Annotated in this window: 23 protein-coding genes; 15 read left to right on the plus strand and 8 right to left on the minus strand. The window is 38.2% G+C overall.

What is annotated here, in order from left to right; translation table 11 throughout:
• On the plus strand, nucleotides 1–3,000 hold the full coding sequence (locus GVT53_RS03725; protein WP_166247481.1) for a type I restriction endonuclease subunit R: 3,000 nt from the start codon (nucleotides 1–3) through the stop codon (nucleotides 2,998–3,000).
• A 45-nt stretch (nucleotides 3,001–3,045) separates the two neighbouring features.
• Complete coding sequence (locus GVT53_RS03730; RefSeq protein WP_166247482.1) at nucleotides 3,046–3,741, plus strand: hypothetical protein; 696 nt, start codon at nucleotides 3,046–3,048, stop codon at nucleotides 3,739–3,741.
• A gap of 13 nt (nucleotides 3,742–3,754) precedes the next feature.
• Here GVT53_RS03730 and GVT53_RS03735 read toward each other — a convergent pair whose 3' ends face one another.
• The gene (locus tag GVT53_RS03735; RefSeq protein ID WP_166247483.1) at nucleotides 3,755–4,636 is read right to left on the minus strand and encodes a toxin-antitoxin system YwqK family antitoxin; all 882 of its coding nucleotides are present in this window, start codon (nucleotides 4,634–4,636) and stop codon (nucleotides 3,755–3,757) included.
• Between the two features lie 407 nt (nucleotides 4,637–5,043).
• On the opposite strand from GVT53_RS03735, the gene GVT53_RS03740 reads away from it, so the two are divergent.
• Nucleotides 5,044–6,459, plus strand: coding sequence for a BspA family leucine-rich repeat surface protein (locus GVT53_RS03740; protein ID WP_166247484.1), 1,416 nt, complete (start codon nucleotides 5,044–5,046; stop codon nucleotides 6,457–6,459).
• 168 nt (nucleotides 6,460–6,627) lie between these two features.
• Here the strand turns inward: GVT53_RS03740 and GVT53_RS03745 are convergent, their stop codons facing one another.
• On the minus strand, nucleotides 6,628–7,938 hold the full coding sequence (locus GVT53_RS03745; protein ID WP_166247485.1) for a hypothetical protein: 1,311 nt from the start codon (nucleotides 7,936–7,938) through the stop codon (nucleotides 6,628–6,630).
• A gap of 220 nt (nucleotides 7,939–8,158) precedes the next feature.
• On the opposite strand from GVT53_RS03745, the gene GVT53_RS03750 reads away from it, so the two are divergent.
• Both GVT53_RS03750 and GVT53_RS20925 read left to right on the plus strand, forming a co-directional pair.
• Nucleotides 8,159–8,764, plus strand: coding sequence for a recombinase family protein (locus tag GVT53_RS03750; RefSeq protein ID WP_166247486.1), 606 nt, complete (start codon nucleotides 8,159–8,161; stop codon nucleotides 8,762–8,764).
• The gene (locus GVT53_RS20925) at nucleotides 8,761–8,901 is read left to right on the plus strand and encodes a hypothetical protein (RefSeq protein ID WP_205791872.1); all 141 of its coding nucleotides are present in this window, start codon (nucleotides 8,761–8,763) and stop codon (nucleotides 8,899–8,901) included. The genes GVT53_RS03750 and GVT53_RS20925 overlap by 4 nt, the downstream gene beginning before the upstream one ends.
• A gap of 345 nt (nucleotides 8,902–9,246) precedes the next feature.
• On the opposite strand, the gene GVT53_RS03755 is transcribed toward GVT53_RS20925, so the two are convergent.
• A complete protein-coding gene (locus GVT53_RS03755) occupies nucleotides 9,247–10,521 on the minus strand; it encodes a hypothetical protein (protein ID WP_166247487.1) in 1,275 nt (424 codons plus the stop codon).
• Nucleotides 10,522–10,692: 171 nt separating this feature from the next.
• On the opposite strand from GVT53_RS03755, the gene GVT53_RS03760 reads away from it, so the two are divergent.
• A complete protein-coding gene (locus tag GVT53_RS03760; RefSeq protein WP_166247488.1) occupies nucleotides 10,693–11,370 on the plus strand; it encodes a hypothetical protein in 678 nt (225 codons plus the stop codon).
• A 45-nt stretch (nucleotides 11,371–11,415) separates the two neighbouring features.
• Here the strand turns inward: GVT53_RS03760 and GVT53_RS03765 are convergent, their stop codons facing one another.
• The 4 genes from GVT53_RS03765 to GVT53_RS03780 are packed head-to-tail and all read right to left on the minus strand — an operon-like array spanning nucleotide 11,416 to nucleotide 13,828.
• Nucleotides 11,416–12,681: an IS256 family transposase gene (locus GVT53_RS03765; protein WP_166247002.1), complete on the minus strand. Its 1,266-nt coding sequence runs from the start codon at nucleotides 12,679–12,681 to the stop codon at nucleotides 11,416–11,418.
• Between the two features lie 47 nt (nucleotides 12,682–12,728).
• Nucleotides 12,729–12,887 (minus strand): helix-turn-helix transcriptional regulator, encoded by a 159-nt coding sequence (locus GVT53_RS03770; RefSeq protein WP_166247489.1) that lies wholly within the window; start codon nucleotides 12,885–12,887, stop codon nucleotides 12,729–12,731.
• 11 nt (nucleotides 12,888–12,898) lie between these two features.
• Entirely contained in the window at nucleotides 12,899–13,399 is a 501-nt protein-coding gene (locus GVT53_RS03775; protein WP_166247490.1) for a hypothetical protein, read from the minus strand.
• A gap of 45 nt (nucleotides 13,400–13,444) precedes the next feature.
• Nucleotides 13,445–13,828, minus strand: a complete 384-nt coding sequence (locus GVT53_RS03780; protein WP_166247491.1) for a hypothetical protein — start codon at nucleotides 13,826–13,828, stop codon at nucleotides 13,445–13,447.
• 642 nt (nucleotides 13,829–14,470) lie between these two features.
• On the opposite strand from GVT53_RS03780, the gene GVT53_RS03785 reads away from it, so the two are divergent.
• The 3 genes from GVT53_RS03785 to GVT53_RS03795 all read left to right on the plus strand — a co-directional run bounded on the left by GVT53_RS03785 (nucleotide 14,471) and on the right by GVT53_RS03795 (nucleotide 17,477).
• Nucleotides 14,471–15,205, plus strand: a complete 735-nt coding sequence (locus GVT53_RS03785) for a hypothetical protein (protein ID WP_166247492.1) — start codon at nucleotides 14,471–14,473, stop codon at nucleotides 15,203–15,205.
• A 363-nt stretch (nucleotides 15,206–15,568) separates the two neighbouring features.
• Nucleotides 15,569–16,852: a site-specific integrase gene (locus GVT53_RS03790; protein ID WP_166247493.1), complete on the plus strand. Its 1,284-nt coding sequence runs from the start codon at nucleotides 15,569–15,571 to the stop codon at nucleotides 16,850–16,852.
• 211 nt (nucleotides 16,853–17,063) lie between these two features.
• On the plus strand, nucleotides 17,064–17,477 hold the full coding sequence (locus tag GVT53_RS03795; RefSeq protein ID WP_166247494.1) for a hypothetical protein: 414 nt from the start codon (nucleotides 17,064–17,066) through the stop codon (nucleotides 17,475–17,477).
• 254 nt (nucleotides 17,478–17,731) lie between these two features.
• Here GVT53_RS03795 and GVT53_RS21145 read toward each other — a convergent pair whose 3' ends face one another.
• Complete coding sequence (locus GVT53_RS21145) at nucleotides 17,732–17,866, minus strand: hypothetical protein (RefSeq protein ID WP_258537764.1); 135 nt, start codon at nucleotides 17,864–17,866, stop codon at nucleotides 17,732–17,734.
• Between the two features lie 211 nt (nucleotides 17,867–18,077).
• Here GVT53_RS21145 and GVT53_RS03800 point away from each other — a divergent pair, with 211 nt between their 5' ends.
• The 6 genes from GVT53_RS03800 (at nucleotide 18,078) to GVT53_RS03825 (ending at nucleotide 22,564) form a co-directional block, all read left to right on the plus strand.
• A complete protein-coding gene (locus GVT53_RS03800) occupies nucleotides 18,078–18,422 on the plus strand; it encodes a single-stranded DNA-binding protein (RefSeq protein ID WP_166247495.1) in 345 nt (114 codons plus the stop codon).
• 78 nt (nucleotides 18,423–18,500) lie between these two features.
• Nucleotides 18,501–18,950 (plus strand): JAB domain-containing protein, encoded by a 450-nt coding sequence (locus GVT53_RS03805; protein ID WP_166247496.1) that lies wholly within the window; start codon nucleotides 18,501–18,503, stop codon nucleotides 18,948–18,950.
• Between the two features lie 11 nt (nucleotides 18,951–18,961).
• Entirely contained in the window at nucleotides 18,962–19,159 is a 198-nt protein-coding gene (locus tag GVT53_RS03810) for a hypothetical protein (RefSeq protein ID WP_166247497.1), read from the plus strand.
• A 390-nt stretch (nucleotides 19,160–19,549) separates the two neighbouring features.
• Nucleotides 19,550–20,149, plus strand: a complete 600-nt coding sequence (locus GVT53_RS03815) for a BfmA/BtgA family mobilization protein (RefSeq protein ID WP_166247498.1) — start codon at nucleotides 19,550–19,552, stop codon at nucleotides 20,147–20,149.
• Nucleotides 20,091–21,125, plus strand: a complete 1,035-nt coding sequence (mobB, locus tag GVT53_RS03820; RefSeq protein WP_166247499.1) for a MobB family relaxase — start codon at nucleotides 20,091–20,093, stop codon at nucleotides 21,123–21,125. Before GVT53_RS03815 ends, mobB begins: the two co-directional genes overlap by 59 nt.
• A complete protein-coding gene (locus GVT53_RS03825; protein ID WP_166247500.1) occupies nucleotides 21,122–22,564 on the plus strand; it encodes a type IV secretory system conjugative DNA transfer family protein in 1,443 nt (480 codons plus the stop codon). The genes mobB and GVT53_RS03825 overlap by 4 nt, the downstream gene beginning before the upstream one ends.

Genomic DNA, 22,564 nt, shown 5'->3' on the forward strand with positions numbered 1-22,564 from the left:
ATGACGTGGGTCCCAACAGAAAAACGGTTTGAAGAATTTATAGAGGATTATCTCACCTCATTGGAAGATGATGGATTGAAATATGAATCAAAAACCCACCGTTCCACGGATACTTGGTACGATAGGGAGAAATGTATCATCGGTGGGGAATACATTCAGTTCGTAAAGGATTCCCAACCCGATGTTTACAAAACACTACAAAAGAAGTACGGAGGGAACACGGATTCCAAAATCCTCTCCCGTCTCAACAAGGAGATTGGAAACAAAGGGTTGATTCATGTTCTGAGAAAGGGTTTCAATGAGATTCAAGGAGGTAACATTAAAACGGTCTATTTCCAACCGAGTAGTTCCCTCAACAAGAAATATAGGGAGGATAAGTACCTTAAAAACCGTTTTCTATTTGTTCGTCAACTCCATTACTCACCCCATACTGAGAAATCCATAGATGTGGTTCTTTTCATCAATGGGATTCCCATACTCACGATTGAACTCAAAAACCAACTAACGGGTCAAACCGTTCAAGATTCCAATTACCAATATAAATTTGATAGGGACCCTAAAGGAGAACCCTTACTTCAATTCCAAAGGTGTGTCTGTCATTTTAGTATGGATAATGACAGGGTAATGATGACCACTAAATTGAGTGGAGAGGATACTTTCTTCCTACCGTTCAACAAAGGGTTGGAGAATCCAATCAATCCAAATGGGTATCGGGTATCCTATATGTGGGAAGAAATCCTAACCCCAACTTCCCTTTTGGATATCCTTGAAAACTTTGTCCTGTTTACCCAAGAATCAGATTTGATTTGGAGTGATGAAAAGAAAAAGGTCATTGAGAAAAAGAAATCCGTTCTCATATTTCCAAGATACCATCAATTGGATGTTATACGTGAACTTCAAAAACAAGTGGTTCTCGATAATGTGGGAACAAACTACCTTGTCCAACATACCACAGGTTCAGGTAAATCCTATTCCATCGGTTGGTTATCCTTTATGTTGATAAACCTTTTCAAGAATGATGGTCAGGATAGGATGTTCGATTCCATTATCATCATTACCGATAGAAAGGTATTGGATAGACAACTTCAGGATACGGTTAAGAGTTTGGAACAGGTTCAGGGAGTGGTACAACAGATTGATAAAGATTCAAAACAACTTGAAAAATCCCTCGGTTCAGGAAAGAACATCATCATTACCACCATTCAGAAATTCTCCGTGGTGGTAAACCGTATCAAGGAACTGAAAGGAATGAAGTTTGGGGTAATAGTGGATGAAGTCCATTCCTCACAAGGGGGTAAGGGTACAAAGAACCTCAACAAAACTCTTTCCGTAAACCTTAATCAAGATGAACCCGATGTGGATGATGATAGGGTGAACGAGGAAGTAGGGAAAATCCAAATGGAAATGAAATCCCGTCAGAAACAAAACCACATTTCCTTCTTTGGGTTCACGGGAACCCCGAAACCCCAGACGATTGAAATCTTTGGAACACCTCAACCTGATGGTTCTAAGATACCCTTCCACACCTATACCATGAGACAATCCATTGGGGAAGGGTTCACCATGGATGTTCTCAAATCATTCACACCAGTAAAACGATGGTTCAAACTTCGTGGTAAGGGTGAAGATGTGGAACTCCCTGAAAGTAGGGGGAAGAAGGAACTTATCAAATGGGTGGATTCCAATGAAGAAACCATTAGGAGAAAGGTATCCATCATTTTGGACAATCTTCTTTCCACCACCGTTAAATCTATTGAAGGGAGAGGAAAAGGAATGGTGGTAGTCCGTTCCATAGATGATACGGTGAAGTATTTCGTGGAGATGAACAAACAACTTAAAGAACGTGGGTTGTATAATCGAATAAAACCTTTGGTAAGTTTCACTGGGGATGTCCAGTTGGAAGGTTCAAAGGTAACTGAAGGTGACTTGAACCGTGAAAATGGTTTTGATGGTAAAGATATACCGAAGGGGTTCAAAAACCCAGTATATCGTGTTCTAATCGTTTGTAACAAGTTCCAAACAGGGTTTGATGAACCCCTTCTCCATTCGATGTTCATCGATAAACCCTTGAACGGTGTCCAATGTGTCCAGACCCTTTCACGTCTGAACCGAAAAACAAGAGGTAAGAAAAGTACATTCGTACTCGATTTCGTCAATAGTATCGATACCATTCAGGATTCTTTCCAAAACTTCTATCAGACTACTATTCTTTCTGAGGAAACAGACCCGAACTTGGTGTATGATTTATTGGATGAAATCAGAAACTATGGATTGTTCACCAAACAGGAGGTGGATGACTGGTGTTCCATATTTTATCAGGATAAACGTAGGGATGATGGACAACTCCAACCAACTTTGAACACGGTGATTGAGAGGTGGAGGGAACTTTCTGATGAAGATAGGGATGAATCCCGTTCCAAGGTTTCCAATTACTGCAAACTCTATGGGTATATATCCATGATACACCAATTCGATAATATCGAGTTGGAGAAACATTATGTGTTCTTTGAGTATTTGAGAAAGAAGTTCCCTGTGGATAGTTTGGAAAGGATAGATGTTTCCAACCTTGTAGATTTGGAATCCTTGACCTTGGATATCAAGGGAAAAACGGATATTTCATTGAATCCCGAGGATAATGTTTTTGACCCGAATAAGTATGGTACGGGTAGGGGTAAGGATGAAGAAGAATTTGATTTACTCTCACAAATCATTGAGGATATCAATAACATCTATGGAAATGTACCAGAAGGGACGGAGGAAAGTTCCAAGAAACTGATTCAAAACATGGTTTCAGATACGGAGTTTGAGTATGTGGTAAATTCCAACAATACCGATTCCAACAAACGGGATAAACTGAGGAAGATATATGATGAAAAGAACATTGGTACTTTGGATATTAGTACCAAACTCTTTGAATACTTTGATAAGAAAGAGAACAAGGAAAGGTTGATTCAATTGTTTATCTCCAAACCTGAATTGTTGAATCAGTTGAGGGGATGATAGAGGTTCTAAATTTTACCAAACTAATTATTGAAGTATTTGACAATGGAAAAGGTGGTTCATCACTTATCGGAAATCTTTGATTGGGATTCGAAACAACCAAAAGAACCAAGAACATTGATTTTAGGTTCTTTTAACCCTTATAACCCAACGGACGAAAACCCAACTGATTTCTATTACAGTAGATTACCTAAAAGGGGGAGTGGAAACAGATTTTGGACAACCATAGGGAAATTGAAATACAATAACCCTAAATACTTCAGAGAAAACCTTGAAAGGAGATTTGAGGAGTTAGTTGAATCAGAATTTATGTTTCTTGATTTGATAAAAAGTATAGTGTTCAAATCAGAGGATGAAATGATTTTGGACCAGTTTCTCAACAAAAAGGTTTATGGAAATTTTGGGGATAATGATATATGGACAACAAAAACAAAGTATGAATCCATTCCCATCAATATCAAGAGAAACTATAATGAAAAAGTCTTGGAAACCTTATCCAATTCTAAATCCATAAAGAAGGTTATCAATACTCTTGGTGGTGAAAATGGTAATCTTGAATTCAATAAAAGAGAGAAGGAATGGTCAGAATTCAAGAATCAATTATTTCAAATTTGTGAGTCAAGAGAAATTGAACTTGTTCTTGAATCGGTTAGTCCATCTCCACAGGGTGGTTCATCTGAAAAACTAGAGAAATGGGTGAATAATCACATCTTAAAAAAATATGTAGAGACTTTTGGTTAGAAATATTGTGAAATTATGTTTTTGGAAGGATATTCACTACACCACTTCCTTTAACCTGACCACCTTCGTAATACTCTACATAAGGACCAACCAAATCACCTTTAGAAAAAGTTCCTTTCAATTTTAATTGACCATTTTCATAGTAACTTTCAAATGGTCCTTCTCGATTCCCATTTTTGTGAGAACCACTTTCACTCAATTGACCATTTTTTTGGTGATATTTAAAAAATGGTCCATCCTTTCTACCATCTTTGTAATTAATCAACTCCTCTAGTTTTCCAGTTTCAAAGAACTTTCTGAATTGTCCATCTAGTTGACCCAATTTATAATTACCCGATTCCATTGTATTACCATTATAATGATACTTTTCAAATGGTCCGTCCAGTTCTCCCATCTTATAATTACCTTTCTCCAATAATTGACCATTCTCATAATAACTTTCAAAAGGTCCATCCAACTTACCCTCGATATAATTAGATACAACCTTTAGTGTACCATTTTCAAAATAACCTTTATACAATCCATCTCTATCCCCAAGTTTATAACCTCCACTTAACTTTAACTGACCATTGTCATAATAACCCTCAAATGGTCCATCTTTTTCACCTTGTTTGTAATTCCCCTTATACTTCAACTCACCATCATCATAATACTTTACAACTGGTCCATCCATAAAACCCTCTTTAAAATTTATTTCAAAAAGAACTTGGTTTTCATCATTTTCGTCAAAAATGATACCTGTAAAGGGGTCTCCATTTAAAAAAAACTTTTCATTTACTGGGAAACCAGTATTGTCTAATCCAAGATTGGTTTCAGAGATATGAATCCGTTTTCCATTACAACTAGAAATAAGAACTGAACCTCCAATTAAGATTAATGTTAAGAGTTTTTTCATGATTAGGTTGATTTGTTATCAAACCTAAGAATTAGTAAGAATATACATCTAGTTTTTGTTGTCAACTTTAGTTTTTAGTATTTAAAATGGGATAGGTTATCAGTTAGTCCTATTATATGAGAAAAATCAAGTTCTTAAAGATTTGGTCAGATTAAACAATCTTGTCCCATTTTAATTCACTTCCCTTTTAATCTTGACATTATTTACAACACTACTATCAAAAAGTCATCCTGTATATAAAAACCCATCCTTTAAGGGTTTTAATAAGGGGGGGAGGGGTACTTTTACGAGAAATTATAAGTATGTTCCCAACAAGGTTAACAAGAAACAGTATATTTAATTGTAATCTATTACATTACCCATTTTTATTAAAATTTTGAATGATGTTCAAAGACAAAGTTATAATCATGAATCATTGGATTCGAATTTCAATGTTGGTGTCAACTCTTTTGGTTTTTAGTTGTTCTAATAATGGGGTTAATGAAGATCCTTCAAGGTTTGATTCTGAACCGGAACCAGAAAATCAAGAAACTAATAACCCCGAACCAAATGATTCTAACCAAGGAAATCCAATTTATTTGGATGAAAATGGGGTGACTATTAAATCCTATGATTGGGGTGAGGTTGGTGATACAGGAGATGTTAACGGGGTAACCTATACTATTGTTGATGAAACATCTTTAAGGGAAATGGTTGAAAACGGTGATTATTATCCAGTATGTACTACCAAAGTTACGAACATGAGTGAGTTATTAAGGAATTTGTCAAACAATCTAGATATTAGTTCCTGGGATGTTAGTAACGTAATCGAAATGAGTGGAATGTTTTCATACAATGGTTATATTAATTCAGATATTACTTTATGGGATGTAAGTGGTGTTACTGATATGTCACTTATGTTTCAGGGTACAAACTTTGACCAAGATATCAGTTCATGGGATGTTAGTAATGTTGCTAATATGAATGGTATGTTTAGTTTTTCAAGTTTTAATCAACCAATAGATGATTGGGATGTCAGTGGGGTAATTACTATGATAGGTTTATTCAATTATTCAAATTTTAATCAACCCATAGGTGATTGGGATGTTAGTGGAGTAGTTGATATGAGACAGATGTTTCGAAATTCTAATTTTAACCAAGATATCAGTTCATGGGATGTAAGTGGTGTCATTGATATGAGTGAAATGTTTAAGGATTCTCCTTTTAATGGTGAAATAGGTTCTTGGAATGTTGGATTGGTTACAAATATGAGTGAAATGTTTAAAGGTTCAGGATTTAACCAAGATATCAGTTCTTGGGATGTTAGTAGTGTGAATGATATGAGTCAGATGTTTCAAGTAACCATATTTAACCAACCCATAGGTGATTGGGATGTAAGTAGTGTTACCAATATGGTTGAAATTTTTAATCAATCAAGTTTTGACCAACCCATAGGTAATTGGAATGTTGGTAATGTTACTGATATGAGAGAAATGTTTGGAGATTCCAATTTTAATCAACCCATAGGTAATTGGGATGTAAGTAATGTTACCAATATGTTGGGTATGTTTGGATTCTCTAGTTTTGACCAACCCATAGGTGATTGGGATGTTGGTAATGTTACTGATATGAGTACAATGTTTTCAAACTCAGTTTTCAACCAAGACATAAGTGATTGGGATGTTAGTAATGTTACTGATATGTATGGAATGTTTCAAGACTCAAGTGTATTCAATCAAGATTTAAGTGGTTGGAATGTACAATCTGTTTCTAATTGTACATATTTTGATTCTAACACTTTACAATGGGAACTTCCTAAACCAAACCTCACAAATTGTTGGTAATTTTTCAAAATAGTATTTTCAGCAATCCATTTAATCGGTAATTTTTTTGTTACCATTTAATTCACCTCCTTTTTAATCTTAATATAAAAGAAAACAAGGAAAGATTGATTCAATTGTTTATCCCTAAACCTGAATTGTTGAATCAGTTGAGGGATTTAAGGAAGTATTTTAAAAATCGAAATCCGGACCCTGTTGGTCTATATCCATGTCCGAATCATAGTTTGGATACGTACTTATATCATTGTGATCGAAATTTGAATATCCCTGATAATTTTGTTCTTCCAAGAAATCATCATTCCTATTGTTTTCATTTAATTTATCACTTCCGTCTATACATGGTAAAAATTTATCGGAATTTGAATTCCTATTGGATTCTAAAAGTTGTTCAATGTCATGTTCTGAAATGAATTCTAAGTATAGAGAATAGATTGTCTTGTTTTCAACTAAAGAAGATAAATAATTTGCGAACGGGTAAAGTACATCCTCCCCAAAACATGACCATTTGGAAATATATTTTGAAAAAAAACTATAAGACCACGGTAACTTTGGATTTCCAGAAAGATTTGACCAAAACCATTTATCCTTGTACTTTTCAATAAGATATTCTGACCAAGGAACCGAAGTATTTAGAGATAAATTTACCCAATCGAGTTTTTCCTTATATTTTTCAATCATTGAACTCGTCCATATAATTTGGTTGTTATAAGATAATTCACTCCAATCCCAAAAATCCACAAATTCCTCAATCAGTTCTTCAGTCCAAAGAATATTAGTGTTAGATGAAATTCCATGGGTTGTTAAAACATCATCTTTCATCTTCTGAATAGATTCTTTTGTCCATGGGATTTTATTTGTGACGAAGAATCTTGAACCTATATTACCAAACTTCTTTTTGAGTAATTCTTTTGAAAGGAAATTAACTAATCGTGGGTTGTTATATAATCCCTGTAAATCCCATTCATCTTCATATTTAAGAAATAATTCATCATCCAACCTTAAGGAGGAATTAAATGAAATATTATCCCAATAAAAACCTATTCTATTCTCAAATTTGACCAACATATTTTTATTAAAAGGGATACTTTCATTTTGGGATATATTTTCCCAATTCCAGTAATCTTCATATTTACCAATAAATGATATGGACCAGGGTAAAGACCTGTTTGATGAAAGTTCATCCCAATTCCAGAAATCTATATATTCATCAATTATTGATTCACTCCATGGAATATTAATACTACCTGATAATAACCCTAGTTCCTCCTTCAAATTTTCTAATAGTGAATCCGTGAACGTTATGTTCTTATTTGTACCAAGATAATCTGATGATAACTTATTAAAATATTCCAAAATGAACTTTTCTGACATAGGATAATATTTAGAAACCATAGTCAGAAGTAAACTTTTATTATTTGAGAAAAGTTTTTCGAATTCCTCCCTGTATTCTCCACTTTCAATATAAGAGTTGAGATTTTTCATTGAAAAGTTTTTTGTAAGACAATCAAACTTAAAAATAATTAATTCTAATCGAGAAGTCTTTGTTTTATTCTAATTCTGAGGAACTAAGTAGTTTGATAATACTGTCCCATTTTAATTCACAATAAAAAATAATACACCCGTTTCATCTAATAATAACGTAAATACTTGTAAGTCAGTCATTTGTGTTGTATTTTTATTTTGAGATTAAAAATGTAACACCATGAAGGTCAAATACAACAGAACCTCAACTCTACAACAAGAAGGTGAAAGATTCAAGTTGGACAAAGAGGAATACGATTTAACCATTTTTGATAAGGGAGTATCGGGTAAGATACCATTTTCCAAAAGAGAAGGTGGTAGGAAACTCACCCATTTAGTTGAGAACGGTGAGGTCAATGAGGTTGTGGTAGAGGAACTCTCACGTTTGGGTAGAAATACCATCGATGTCCTAACCACTCTTAAAACCTTTGAGGATAACGGGGTAAATGTAGTTGTCCGGGGGATGGGTAATCTCCAAAGTAAGGTGAACGGTAAAAAGAACCCTATTTGGAACTTGATTACATCCGTTATGAGTTCCCTTTATGAACTGGAGAGGGAAAACATCTTGGAGAGAACCGAGATGGGAAGAAAGGTATATGTGATGAACGGTGGTAAGTTGGGTAGGAAGGTTGGTTCGATTGAAACAAGAAAGGATTTTTTGAAGAAGGACAAGACCCAAAAAATAATCTCTCTATTGGAAAAGGGTAAATCCGTCAGGGATATCAGTAGTAGGTTGAGTGTCTCCACCACAACGGTGGTCAAGGTTCGTAAATATGTTGAGGTATGAAAACTATATCCAAGAAACGGAAGAAGGAACTTCGTGAAGAATATGAAAGGATAAATGGGTTGAGGTATGTGAGAGGGTTGAAAAAAGAACCCTCTGTAAGTTGGTTTGAATGGGTTGGATATAGGGACAATCAATGAACCATCTCCAACATATCTTGCAGGGTGGTTATGTACCGATCCCAAACAGAGTATATCAATCTTTCATTCCTTTTCATTTTTGTACTCACATACTCCCTAAAAGGAAAAAACCCCACAATCGATAGTGAGGGACTTTCCTTGTAAACCATAAAATTATTTCAACCCAATTGAGAGGGATGGGTTCAACCTATTCTCTCCATATACTTTGACTGTAATAATTAAACATCATTTTAATCCATTGGAAATTGAGAGAATGTTTCTAACTCTTTCTCTTTAATCTCATTCAGTTCCTTCTTTATTTCATCTGAAAGAAGTTTTACAACCTTTTGAATTATTTGATTTCTTTTAGATTTTAGGATTAAGTCTCTCATAAATTTCCTCCAATCTTGATTCGGAACTCCACGAAAACTTGTCAAATTCCTCTTTTTCTTTACTCAATTGTTGTTCTGTAATATCAGGATTAAAATAGAGTATATCGGTCTTTTTGTTCCACCACCATATATCAACGATATCTTGTTTTGTAACATTTTCTTTTAGGTAGTATTTCTTAATCCATAATCCGTTTTCTAATGTTATCCAATTTTGTCCTCTCTTTGATAACAATATATCCCTCATTCTCTCTCTGTTTAATGTGTCATATCCGATACATCCATCATTACCTTCTTCTTCAACTATGATTGGAACAAATATATTTTCGTAAGTTTCTCTACACTCATCCCATGTTATCGGTTCATAATTTTTGAAGAAATCCCAAAATCCATATGGTGAGTAGTTATACATGAGAGAATCTGTAAAATCATTAGGGTTGTATTGTTTAAGATATTCATCGTACAAATCCTTAATGTGTTTAATAGTTGTAATCTCAACATCATTTGAAAATCCATCATAGGAATAACCGTTAGATAAACTGAACTCTCCGTTGATTTCATATAGGTGAATTCTCATTTCTCCATAACCACCCAACTTACTCCATTTTGTAAGTAAACGATAACAATCTTGATATTTCTCAAACACCTCTTTACTAATCTCTTTTTGTTTATTCCATTTATATGATTCATAATCAATGTTTGAATGATCTATCGTATATGAGAAATCAATCACATATCCTTTATAGAAGATGTAATTAAAGAAATTACTTAACTCCCCTAAACACCGTTGATACCCATCTGTATTGTAGATTAGTTTTCCGAGTTTGGTGTTTCCATTGATATAGTTGTTATTTCGTGTTGGTTTCTTTCTAATGTTTTTATCCTTACCAACAACCTCAACACAATCCAGAAGTCCACTTTCTAATTCTATTTTATATTTTTTAGAAAGGTCCCAATCCATTCTTCTTGGATAGTTAGAGTTTATCTCTTGAAGTTTATTTGATAGGGAATCTTCATCAACCTTAACAAGGATATCTATGTTGTTGTCCATCAGAGTTTGGTATTCCGAACCACCTACTGAAAAGAACATTAGTTTCTTCCCTTGTTCAGTTTTTTTAATTCCTTTTTTCATGACAGAAGTTCTCAACTTCTTGGATAATCCTTCATTCAAATGATAGATATCACGATTTAAGATGTTTTGAAATTTACTTCGTGGTTCTCTTGTTCCCACATACAAATTTTGATTTTCCATAATACTTTGTTTTAAATTTTAATATTGATTCTCACTTCTTTAACCAGGGGGAGAACCTCTCCCCCAATCACAATACTAAAATACGGGATGTGGGTGGGGTGCTAATTAGATGATAAATTGTTTCCCACCCAAATAGATTGGAATCCATATCTTTGTGAAAAAGGTTTGGGTATGGAGTATCAGAGTAAGGGAAGGAAGTTCTTTATAGATTATCTCCCGAAGGTGGTTTTCAATGGGTTCACAAAGGAGGAACGAAGTACTTACAGTAAGTATCGTCACCATCATCTGAAATACCACAGACAAATACAAGAAGTTGAGGAATTGGAATCTCAATTGGAGGAATTGAAATCTTTGATCGGTGAAAAGAAATCATCCATTAAAAGATATCAAAAGGAGTTGTTCAAACACTTTGATAAGGTGAAACATCTTGGTAAGGAACTGGATTTCAATTCATGGGTTGAGGTAGAGTGGAGAAACAAAAAGAAATGTAAAGAGAATCCCAACCTTGAACCGAACAAAAGGGTGGTTGTGATGATTCAATATAAACTTGGAACTGATTATAAGAAGAAGAAAATTTCTTGTGGTCCTTGGGAAGAAATACCTGAAATACTCAATCAATACAAAAACAGGAACAAGGATTACTCCACGGTGGGTGAAGATGATTTAAGATTGGATATACAATGGGGTTTCGTTGATGGTTATACCAAATACCATTTGTACAAAAACGGGTATCTTGAATTTCATAATACACCCCATAACCTGAAAGGTGTGATTGAGTGGTTTAATCAGTATGATGAAGAATATGGGAAAAGAAAGAGTATGGAGTGGTCTTACATGGATTACAATTGATTACCCATCTTTGATTCTTCCCATTCCATCAAATGGGTCTGTAAATTAAACTCTGTCCTTTGATTCAATTCCTTTGGGGCTAGCCCCAAAGGAATTGGTGTTTAATATCAAGGGTATCCTCTCCCCAAATTTAATATAAAGTTGTTGAACCGTTAGGCTCCAATTGTGCAAAGGGCTGGTCCATTTTTTTTCGATGTTCTTTGTGGCCAGGTATACCAGTTTGAGCAGGGCCATGTCATTGGTGAACGCCCCTTTGGTTTTGGTGACCTTACGCACCTGACGGTGGAACCCTTCTACTGCATTGGTGGTATAGATTATTTTTCTGATGGGTTCCGTATATTGGAAGTACTGTGATAGCTGCTCCCAATTACGCTGCCAGCTTTCGATGACCACGGGGTATTTGTCGCCCCATTTCTCTTCCAAATCGATAAGGGCATCCTCCGCAACTTCCTTGCTGGTGGCACGATAAACAAGTTTTAGGTCTCGCATGAACTCTTTTTGATCCTTAGAGGCAATGTACTTCAGCGAGTTGCGTATTTGATGTACGATGCAGAGCTGCACCTGTGCTTTCGGGAATACGCTCAATATCGCATCGGTAAAGCCTCTGAGGTTGTCCGTACAGGCGATCAGGATATCTTTAAGTCCACGGTTGTTCAGGTCTGTAAGTACTTGCAACCAAAAATTGGCTCCTTCGCTCTCGGAAATGTACATGCCCAATATTTCTTTGCGACCTTCCTTGTTGATGCCCAGAATATTGTAAAGGGCCTTATGGGTTATCCTACCATCCTCTTTGACCTTGTAATGCATCGCATCGAGCCACACGATACAATAGAGCGGCTCTAATGGGCGGTTCTGCCAGGCTTTCACGTCAGGTATGATCTTATCGGTTATTTGGCTCAGAACGGTATGGGAGATATCGGTATCGTACATTTCTTTGATATGGGAGGAAATGTCTCGGTAACTCATCCCAAGGCCGTAAAGGCCAATGATCTTGTCCGATAGATTGTCGGCCAGAATAGTTTGCCGCTTTTTTACCAGTTCGGGCTCAAAGCTGCTTTGCCTGTCCTGTGGCGTATCGATATCAAAAGTGCCAAAGCCGCTTTTGATCGTCTTCTTACCCTTGCCATTGCGCTTGTTACCTTGGTTACGTTGAGACTCGTCCAGATGACCTTCCATCTCTGCCTCAAGGGCCTTTTCAATAACATTCTTCAGCATTGGGGCGAATGCGCCTCCTTTGCCGAAAAGATTCTTGCCGGACATAAACTGGTCAAGTACCTTTTTCTCGAATTCTGTCTGTTCTTCTTTTCTCATGATTCTGTCTGAATAAAATTAGCACTTAAATTTATTTCAGACAGAGTTCAGTTTACACCCTCCATCAAATCACTCTTTCTGATATACTTCTTATTGGGTGATACCCTAATCAAAGGTAAATCATATTTTTTTACCCAATTCTCAATGGTCTTTCTACCCACACCGTACATTTTTTCAAGTTCTTGTTTTGTAATTCTTTTTTCCATTTCCATCTTTATTAAATAAACGAGTTCATATCCACCTCGACACCGTATCCTTGACCATCATAATCAAATGATGGGTTGAAATCCAATCCTTTGAATTTCTTCTTCAAATGGGTGATGATATTTTTGATGGTATCCATTTCACCCCACCCCTTGTCCTCAATCCCCATGATATCCTTCATGGTGGATGGTATGAACGATAAAATGTTATCTGAGGTAATAACGGAAATGAACTTTATACCATCCACGTTCACCTTTCCCTCATTGAGTTCCAAACTGGAAAGTTTCTTGTAAATATCTTCCTCTGAATCCTCTATATCAAATTCATCTTCATCATCATATCCCATTTCTCTGAGGATTTCATCCAAATCAAAGAGTTCATCTTCATCCTCTGAAGGGATTTCCACTTCTTTTTTTTCCCATTCATACAATGGGACACCACTAAGTTCTTTTAATCGGATTTTCATTTGTTGAGGTGTTATACCCTCTGTTGTCAGTTTTATTCCATCTATCATAATTAGTTCCTCTTTTTGTATAAATACCCTTGTTCCAATATTTCTTTAAATCAAGGGTTTTTCAATCATTTCCTTTTTGTCCATGTACCTCATGAACTCAACTTCATCATGGATGGGGTGTACATCAACCTCACCAAACGTTCCCTTGCAAGTTTTAAGGGTGTCCAATCCCCAATCTTTTTCTTCCCATGTTGTTCCACCTATGAACCGAGATAACCCGTTGTAGAGGTTCTCCTGATTGTTGTACTTGATAAGGAGGTGGGTATGGTACTTACCTCCTTTGTTGGTGTCACTTTCAATGACGTAGTAAGTGGTTATATCATCCTTCTTCTTCAATTTTCTGTGAAGGGTTTTTACTTGTTTTTTCAATAGTTCCCTGTTTGGATTGGTGATTCTGTTGTTAGCAGATTTATCAATCTTTCTGAACATTACTCCCATTGATTTCATAATTGTTATTTGAGTTATTGGTAATGGAATAATGGAATACCATTTACCCATTACCGGTATTGATGTTCGTTAAACTTAGAAATCGTTAGTACACTTTCAACCACTCTCATGGTACTGTATTACAGTATTTACCTCTTTCTTACAATAAATATTGGAGAGAAGGGGAAAACGTAAATGTTTTCGGTAAAAAGTGGAAACTTTAACGGTTTTATAAAAAAAAGGGAATTTGGTACCAGGATGATTAAAAGGGATTTAATCAAGGAAGGTTGTCAAAAAAATAGAATGCAAAATATATTAGTAATATCATAGCAATGACTCCTAATATTCCAAGAATTCCAAAACCGAGTAAATCAGAGAAATCACCAATAAATGAAACCCAAACTATAACGTAAATTATGACGAAGAGGATGATATATATTAAATTTTTATAACACCCCTTGTTTTCATTTTCCTTCTGGTTTCTATTTTTCTCCGTGTCTTCCAAGTGATTTGTTATCAGTATTTTTACAAGTGTTAGATATGGTTAATCAAGTTTTTGAGATAAATGAGGGTTTATCCTTTGGATATTGAATTTACGAATTATTATAATTAACTTTTCTCCACCATAACTTAAAGAATCAGTTGATGAAACAAATTCTATTAATCATACCATTTATCATTTTAGGGTGCAAGGAAAAAGGGATAACGGATGAAGAATTTAATTCAATTTTAAATCAAAATAAGGACAATTTTGTTTTTATGTCCTTCTACCCAAATATGGGATTTGAAATGGGAGAAAGATTAGTGCAGAAAGAGTTGGAAAGAGGAAATTTAACACAAAAAGGTAATGATATCATATACACGTTGGAGTACAATAATTCTAGTTATGATTTGATATTAATGGAATCAAGTTTTAATGAGGATTATATAGGGTTGTACTACAGTAAGAAAAATCCAGGAGATTTTAGAATCTGGTATGATGGTGATTTAAACGGAATTCTTTCAATTTATGGTGAGAAATATGATGATGTTACTGATTTGAATGGAAACACTCCAATAGGTACACCTCAATCATATAGGGAGGATTCTTATGTTTTAAAGAAAAAATATAATATCACAGGAGAAAAGAATAACGTGATTTATATAGATACTTGGACCAATCGTGACAATGGAATGATTTACCAACAGGATAAGAATGGTAATATCATAAAATCTTCATACACGATTTCAATCTATCACTTCACGGAGGATAGTTTTGAAAAGTATTTGAAGGAATTAAGTAGAGAGAAAGACAACAAAGAGGTTCAAGAATTAGAGAAAAAACAGGAGTTGGATAAAGAAAGGAAAATAAGGAATGAGAAAACCATTGATGATATTTAATCTGATAAATGAAGATTCCGTTTTGAATAAATAACTATGGGGAGTATTACTCCCCAAAAAAGGTAATATCTTAAGGATTATTGTTGTGCATACCCTATAAAATAAGGGGTTTTACAGGGGAGTGTGAATCCTGCCACCCCGACGAATGGGGTTTTTGTTGCAACAAACAAAACCTTAATTAATTGAAAACCAGAAAATTAATTTTTTCTGGTTTTTTTTGTACCCAATTGAAACCATCGGTGACGATGTCCTATACGATGTCCTATTTTTATCAAAAAGGATTACGTAAATTGCATATCCTGATTCGATTTTTCGTGTGATTTGGCTTTCGCTTAACGGATTGTTCCACTTAAAGCGAAGCATATGAAAACTTCCAACTCATTCAGTATCAGCTTTTGGCTGAAAAAAACGGCCAAAAAGAAAGACGGACAGATTCCAATCTACGTCCGTATTAGATTTAAAGGTAGATATTCGGACATCAGCGTCCATAGATCGACCTTAGAAGAATGTTGGTGTCCTATTTCGGGTAAAATCGACCATCGGGTCAAAGGGGCCAGCAGTATCAATAAATACCTCGATGATATCCACGCCAATTTATTGGAGTGTCACAGACAACTATATTCGGAGGGAACACTGATTACCTCAAGGGCCATAAAACTACGGTATCTCGGTAAGGACAAGGTCTTTGTTACCCTTGAAGACCTTATCCGATATCATCGGACCCATGAAATTTCCAGACTTGAAAAAGGCACGGTCAAGAACTATTCGGCCACTGAAAAGTACCTGAAGAGTTTCATCAAGAAAAAATTCAGAACCCCCGACATCGGTCTTTCCTTTATCGATTACACTTTCGTGATGGAATTTGAGAACTTTTTAAGGAAATGTGACCCGATCAACAAATCCCAACCATTGAACAACAATGGTATCATGAAACATATGGAACGGTTTAAAAAACTGGTGAACATTGCCCATAAGTTCGGGTGCATTTCACAGAATCCCTTCAATTTCTATAAAATGAAGTTCGAAGAGTACGACAGTGATTTTCTGGAAGAGCACGAATTGAAAAAAATTGCAGGAATCGAGATTCCGGAAGCGGGAATTGGATTGGTCAGGGACGTTTTTCTCTTCGCGTGTTATACCGGACTGAGTTATATAGAGGTCAAGATGTTGGGGCAAAAAGACATAGTAAGGGGAATCGATGGAGAGCAGTGGATCAATGTCAGGCGGAAAAAGACCAAGACCCCTGTAAGAGTGCCACTTCTTATCCAGGCGAAAGAGATATTGGGCAAATATTCGAGCTATCGGGACAAGGACAATGGGAAGTGTCTTTTGCCTGTCTATTCCAATCAAAGGTCGAACAAACATTTAAAGACCATCGCAAAACGGGCACATATAAACAAACATCTGACATTCCATGTGGCCAGGCACACTTTTGCAACGACCATAACATTGATGAACAATGTTCCTTTGGAAACCGTTTCAAAACTATTGGGGCATACCAAGTTATCCACTACACAACGTTACGCCAGGGTAGTGGAGAAAAAGATCAGTAAGGATATGGGCAGACTCAAAGAACTGATGAAACTGAAATCGGATAATGAATCTACCCATGACCACAGTAATGTTCAACTACGTGTGGTGAGATGAATTTGGAAGGTATTGCCCGATGCCAATTCAGTTTATATCCGAAATTACCTTAACCAATATTATCGAAAGGTAAGCTCGCAAAATTTTCTCGGAAAAGGGACGGCATAAAGCCGTTCCTCCGTCACTTTTTATATACGTTTCCTTTCCACTCCAAAATTTTGTCTTCCGCTTGGTCCATGCTCAAATATTGTTTAACTAAAATTTCATTATCATGGAAACAAAGACAAAAAGAAGTTCGACCAATGGGAAGACCGTAAAGCAAAATGCAACCGTTAAAACGGTAAAGGACAAATTGACCCAAGAGGCCATGGCCAGTACTGTAAACGGAAAAGATGTCCCAGACAGGGAAAAGCCCACCATCAATCTGGATGACCGCATCCAACGGTTCGAGAAGCTCAGGGGCCTTGCCACCAACCGGGAACGGTTAACCAGTACCTTGAACGAACTGACCAAGTTCAACTACAACCAAGGGGATTCATGTTCCTTCTTTATAAGGGATTCCCATGGATTGGAGTTCAAGACCACCAATTCAAACCTTATCAAGTTGGTGACCGAGCATCTACAGTTGACCCTACAGGCAAGAAAGACGGAACTTGAAAAAGAGATAATCGAGTTTCAGCTCTAGCAATGCAAATCAGTCATGATACGGCACATCCCGATAACCGGGATGTGCCGTTATTTTTTTGGTACGGACAGAATCCAAATAGGAAGGGCGTTATCCCCACCTTTAAAAATGGCCGTCCCTTGCAAATGATCCCTGGCATTTGCTGCCGGCCGTCCAAGGTGGGATACCGCCCCTGAAATTTTAAGGGGTTTATAATGTATGGAGCCCTTATCGTTTTCCGGGATAGCGGAAAACGGGGCAGTGCATAAACAATTCTAATATAAATCCATTTGCTTTTCTCGCTTAACTGCCTGTACGCTCAGGTCGCAAATGGATTTAAAAGAATTGCTAATGCCCTTATGGAACTTGTCAAGACCGTACAGGGTTTTGGAAAAAAATAAGGTTTCCACTGCCTTGTTTTTAGCCCGTGGGTAAAAACTACGTTGCAGACCCTCCTGATTTGTTTTCCAAAAGTCTTGACAAAACCCACTCCATCCATTGTGCCGTGCACGAAGGAAATCAAACAAACACCCCTTAAAATTCATTCCAATCGAGTTGAAAAGGGAATTATTAATCCGCCTGTCCAAAAAGACATACGGACAGGCCTTAAAATCTTTAGTTATGAGTACAATTAAGAATCATGTGCAGTTGATCGGAAATGTTGGGCAAGACCCGACCATTACAAATCTTGAAAGCGGTAAGAAAGTTGCCCGCTTGTCATTGGCCACCAATGAGAACTACAAGAACGGCAAGGGCGAAAAACAGACGGACACCAATTGGCATACCGTTGTCGCTTGGGGAAAGGTTGCCGACATCATCGAAAAGTTCGTAGGCAAGGGCAAGGAAATTGGCATTGTGGGCAAGTTAAAGACCCGAACCTATACCATGGACGATGGCAACCAACGCTATGTGACCGAAGTGGTGGCAAACGAAATTCTCTTGCTCAACGGAAGACCCAACAAATAATACTTAAAAATTAAAGAGGGCATCACCCGCAAAAGTTCTGCCCTCTTTTTTCATTATTAATCTGTAAAGAAAATAACAATGAAGGACAAAGTTAACGAAATAAGAATCAGCTACAAAGAACGCATCCCCGCTTCCTTTTGGTACAGGATACAATCGTCCCAAGATGCTGCCGAACTCCTTTTCGAGCATTGGGACAAGGATACCATAGGATTACAGGAAACCTTTAAGGTACTGCTATTGAACAATGCCAATAAGGTCAAGGGCATCTATGAACTTTCAAAAGGGGGCATATCGGGAACATTGGTAGATCTGCGCATCCTTTTCGCAGTGGTGTTAAAATCCTTGAGTGTCGGGATCGTATTATCCCACTGCCATCCCTCAGGTCAATTAAAGCCAAGTGAATCGGATAGAAGCATCACCAAAAGGATCAGGAAGGCCGCCGAGCTTTTCGATATCAGGGTACTCGACCATTTGATCATAACGCCCAATGGCGACTATTACAGTTTTGCAGACAATGAGATCCTATAAGTCCCCTTGCCATGATAGAACCCGATTATAACAATCTGGACAAGGAGACCCAATCCTATCTCCATTCCCTTTCCAAAAAGGACGTGGAACGGCGATTTGGGAGGCAACTTTGGGAATATGCCCTGAAGCATCGATTGGACTATGACGAACTGGTCGAAGAGGAAACCATACGAAATCTATACAATTACAAGTATGTTTTCAATATCTAAAACATCAAAACACACCAAAAAGGCCCATTGATTATGATGGGCTTTTTCTATGTGAAAATCCTTTATTTGTATACCTTTATATGGCTGTAGAACAGTAATTTAAATACGGTCGGTTCCTTATTCGGATTTGACTTTCCACTTGACCGTAACATCAGTTTTTAAATAAAAAGCAACTGGTACATAAACCAGGTTGTTCGGAAATTTTGGTCCCTGCGGGACGAAAATCGAAAAGCAAGAGGGTAACACGTTTCACGGTGTTACGGATTTGATTTGTTTGCGCAATACCTTGTTGCACAAGGGATTGAAAGGTTTTGGGAAAGACAGGCCGATAGTGGTTTTTATGAAAAAAGGCCCAAAGGCCAATAAAACAGGTGGATTTTTTATGAAAAAATGGACAGAGGATATGAAAAAGAGGGATTTGCGGGATTTCGGATAAAGACATCCGTGGCAAAGCGTTTCAGGAGGTTCTGTAAGCGGTTCGGAAGGTCACAATCGATGACCCTGTTGGCCATGCTGGATTTTTTCGAGGTGAACGAGCTGTCCCCCACCGACCGATTGGGCGAGACGGTATCAAGTCTGAAACATCAGATCAAGCGACGTTTCAATGCTGTCATCGCGATCATCCGTGACATAGAAAAGAACCAGACCAAGCCCACAACGGCCATGCTCCAACGATTGTTCGAGGAAGCTGCCGAAGAAGAAAGGGAAGAAGACTATGGTTTTGGTACCCCGCAGTTGATGGACGAGAACGAGGAACTGGCCCATTATAGGGAGTCCTATTCCATCATCTTAAGGGAACATGGGATACTGAAGGGCGAACTGGAGCAAGTATTGGAAAGGGCCACCTATATAAAAAGCACTTTTGGCAACGGCCATGTAAGGCTGGATATGACCAAGGAGGAGTTTCAACAATTTAAACAACGATTAGATCATGTACATCACGATAACCCCACAGAAATTGGGCGGGAGCTACCTTCAAAGCGCTTCTGATTTTGTGGCCTATCTGGAAAAGGAGAACAAGGGCAAGGAACTGGAGGAGCAGGAACATTTCTTCGACCAATACGGAGAGGGAATATCCCCAAGAGAGGTCATAAGGGATATTGATGGAAATACCGCAAAGCTCAAGAAGAAAGAGCCCAGGTTCTATTCCATCACGGTCAATCCGAGCCGAAGGGAGCTAAAGCATTTACAAGATCACCCGAGGGATTTGAAGACATACACCAGGAAACTCATGAAGGAGTATGCCAAATCCTTCCACCGTGAAATCGATGGGAGAAAGGTAAACGTCAACGATATTGTCTACTATGCCAAGATAGAGCACCAACGCACCTACAAGGGCAATGACAGGGCCATCAGGGAAAACGCCCCCTATTCCGCCAAGATCGCCCGATTGAGAAACGAAATCCAACAAATCGAGCAAGGGAAATTGAACGGGAGCGTCAAAAGGAAACGGGAAGAGATCGAACGGTTGGAAGCAACGGCCCCGCACCGATTGAACGGCAGGCGCATAACCCAGGGCATGGCCAAGGAGGGTTCCCAGGCCCACATCCATATCATCGTGAGCCGTAAGGACAGGTCGAACCGGTACAGCCTTTCCCCGGGCAGCAAGTACAAAGCCTCTGAAGTTAAGATGAACGGCAAGACCGTGAAACGGGGCTTTGACCGGAACCGTTTCTTTGAAAGCTCCGAAAGACTGTTCGATGCACAATTCCGATATAAGCGCAACTATGTCGAGACCTATAGGGCCAGAAAAACATTGGTCAAACATCCCCCGACCTATTTTGCCAACCTTATGGGACTGCCCGCCAATGAAAGGTCGGCCGCATTCAAGCTATTGGCAAAAACAGGGATAAATATCCCCTTGGCCAATATTCCGACCAACAAGGCACAACTGGCCTACAAACTTTTCAAGCAACTGAAAAAGGGCATCGATAGGGGAATCCGATCCGGTTCCATAGGCATATGAACTGGGAATGGCCACATATCATCCTTTACATCATCGTTCCAATGTTGGCATTGGCCGTCGTCATTTTCGTTTATTTGGTTCCCGAGACGGGGAACAGAATCCCAAAACGGTACCAGGTCCGTTTCAGGTTAAGTAACGGCAGGTTCAAGATCGACAATCTGAGAAGGGGGATTTCCATCATAGGGAGTGCCGGAAGTGGTAAGACCGAGAGTGTGGTCTATAATCTGTTACAGCATTTTTCCCAATATGGTTTCTGTGGTGTCATCCATGACTACAAGGATTTTGAACTGACCGAGATGGCATATCCACTTTTCAGGGGGAAAACCGTCAAGTTCCATACCATCGCCTTTGATGAGATCCATTGTCGGGTCAATCCCATAGCCCCACGATATTTGCCGAATGAGGAAAGTGTCAATGAGATTTCAAGGGTGTTGATGGATAACCTCCTGGAGCGGAACCTTTCGGAAAATTCGGGAAGCTCCAGGTTCTTTGCCGATGCGGTAGAGGGCTTGTTGAGCGGGTTGATCTGGAAAATGAAAACGGCCTACCGTGAACAATGTACCCTCCCCCATATCATTGCCCTGTACCAGCTCATGGATACCAAAAAGCTGGTGGCCTTCCTAAAGTCGGATCGTACCTCCCATGCCATGGCCAGTGCCTTTATCAATGGCATCGGGTCTGAAAAGCAGACCGCCGGGGTCAAGAGTACCCTGGCCAATGCCTTTAAAAAGATAAGCTCCAAAAAGCTGTTCTATGTACTGTCCCGGGACGAAGTGCCATTGGACATCAATAACCCCGATGATCCATCGGTCATTTCCCTTGTGAACGATCCACAATATGAAACGGTCTATTCCCCCATTATAGCGACCATCATACATACGGTCATCAAGCAAATGAGCATTAGGGACCGGAACCATTCCTTTTTGCTGATGGAAGAGGCCCCGACCCTTAAACTGCCCAATATGCACCGTATTCCCGCAACGTTGAGGAGCTATGACATTGCCACGGTCTATGTGATGCAGGACAAGGTACAGAACGATATGCTCTATGGGGACAGGGCGAGCAAGGCCATTTTGAGCAATCTTTCCTATCAGTTTTTCGGGAAGGTCAACGACCCGGATACCGCCAAATACTATGAACGGTTCTTTGAGATCGTGAAGGACCCGACCCGGAGTGTGAGCAAAGGGACCGGGCTTTCATGGGAGGCACGCATTACCAAAGGGGAAAGGGAAGTGCCCAAACGTAGGGCCGAGACTTTCTTTCGGTTAAAACAGGGGGAGTTTATTGCCTTTGCGGATGGGAAGGACAGGAGAACACAATTTAGATTGCAGGCTATTGAAAAGGAACTCCCCAAAAAGCCAGGACGGTATTCAAAGATGGAATTAAAAATGAATTTTGAAAGAGTTTATAGGGAAGTGGAATTAATTTTTAAGAAATAA

The sequence above is a fragment of the Flagellimonas oceani genome, assembly GCF_011068285.1.
Lineage (GTDB): Bacteria > Bacteroidota > Bacteroidia > Flavobacteriales > Flavobacteriaceae > Flagellimonas > Flagellimonas oceani.

Coding starts and splice junctions, on each gene's coding strand:
- GVT53_RS03790 (WP_166247493.1), top strand. CDS start 15,569: ATGAAAACTTCCAACTCATTCAGTATCAGCTTTTGGCTGAAAAAAACG.
- GVT53_RS03780 (WP_166247491.1), bottom strand. CDS start 13,828: ATGTTCAGAAAGATTGATAAATCTGCTAACAACAGAATCACCAATCCA.
- GVT53_RS03800 (WP_166247495.1), top strand. CDS start 18,078: ATGAGTACAATTAAGAATCATGTGCAGTTGATCGGAAATGTTGGGCAA.
- GVT53_RS03745 (WP_166247485.1), bottom strand. CDS start 7,938: ATGAAAAATCTCAACTCTTATATTGAAAGTGGAGAATACAGGGAGGAA.
- GVT53_RS03730 (WP_166247482.1), top strand. CDS start 3,046: ATGGAAAAGGTGGTTCATCACTTATCGGAAATCTTTGATTGGGATTCG.
- GVT53_RS03760 (WP_166247488.1), top strand. CDS start 10,693: ATGGAGTATCAGAGTAAGGGAAGGAAGTTCTTTATAGATTATCTCCCG.
- GVT53_RS03825 (WP_166247500.1), top strand. CDS start 21,122: ATGAACTGGGAATGGCCACATATCATCCTTTACATCATCGTTCCAATG.
- GVT53_RS03785 (WP_166247492.1), top strand. CDS start 14,471: ATGAAACAAATTCTATTAATCATACCATTTATCATTTTAGGGTGCAAG.
- GVT53_RS03765 (WP_166247002.1), bottom strand. CDS start 12,681: ATGAGAAAAGAAGAACAGACAGAATTCGAGAAAAAGGTACTTGACCAG.
- GVT53_RS03740 (WP_166247484.1), top strand. CDS start 5,044: ATGAATCATTGGATTCGAATTTCAATGTTGGTGTCAACTCTTTTGGTT.
- GVT53_RS03750 (WP_166247486.1), top strand. CDS start 8,159: ATGAAGGTCAAATACAACAGAACCTCAACTCTACAACAAGAAGGTGAA.
- GVT53_RS03735 (WP_166247483.1), bottom strand. CDS start 4,636: ATGAAAAAACTCTTAACATTAATCTTAATTGGAGGTTCAGTTCTTATT.
- GVT53_RS20925 (WP_205791872.1), top strand. CDS start 8,761: ATGAAAACTATATCCAAGAAACGGAAGAAGGAACTTCGTGAAGAATAT.
- GVT53_RS03725 (WP_166247481.1), top strand. CDS start 1: ATGACGTGGGTCCCAACAGAAAAACGGTTTGAAGAATTTATAGAGGAT.
- GVT53_RS03795 (WP_166247494.1), top strand. CDS start 17,064: ATGGAAACAAAGACAAAAAGAAGTTCGACCAATGGGAAGACCGTAAAG.
- GVT53_RS03770 (WP_166247489.1), bottom strand. CDS start 12,887: ATGGAAAAAAGAATTACAAAACAAGAACTTGAAAAAATGTACGGTGTG.
- GVT53_RS03755 (WP_166247487.1), bottom strand. CDS start 10,521: ATGGAAAATCAAAATTTGTATGTGGGAACAAGAGAACCACGAAGTAAA.
- mobB (WP_166247499.1), top strand. CDS start 20,091: ATGTACATCACGATAACCCCACAGAAATTGGGCGGGAGCTACCTTCAA.
- GVT53_RS03810 (WP_166247497.1), top strand. CDS start 18,962: ATGATAGAACCCGATTATAACAATCTGGACAAGGAGACCCAATCCTAT.
- GVT53_RS03805 (WP_166247496.1), top strand. CDS start 18,501: ATGAAGGACAAAGTTAACGAAATAAGAATCAGCTACAAAGAACGCATC.
- GVT53_RS03775 (WP_166247490.1), bottom strand. CDS start 13,399: ATGATAGATGGAATAAAACTGACAACAGAGGGTATAACACCTCAACAA.
- GVT53_RS03815 (WP_166247498.1), top strand. CDS start 19,550: ATGGACAGAGGATATGAAAAAGAGGGATTTGCGGGATTTCGGATAAAG.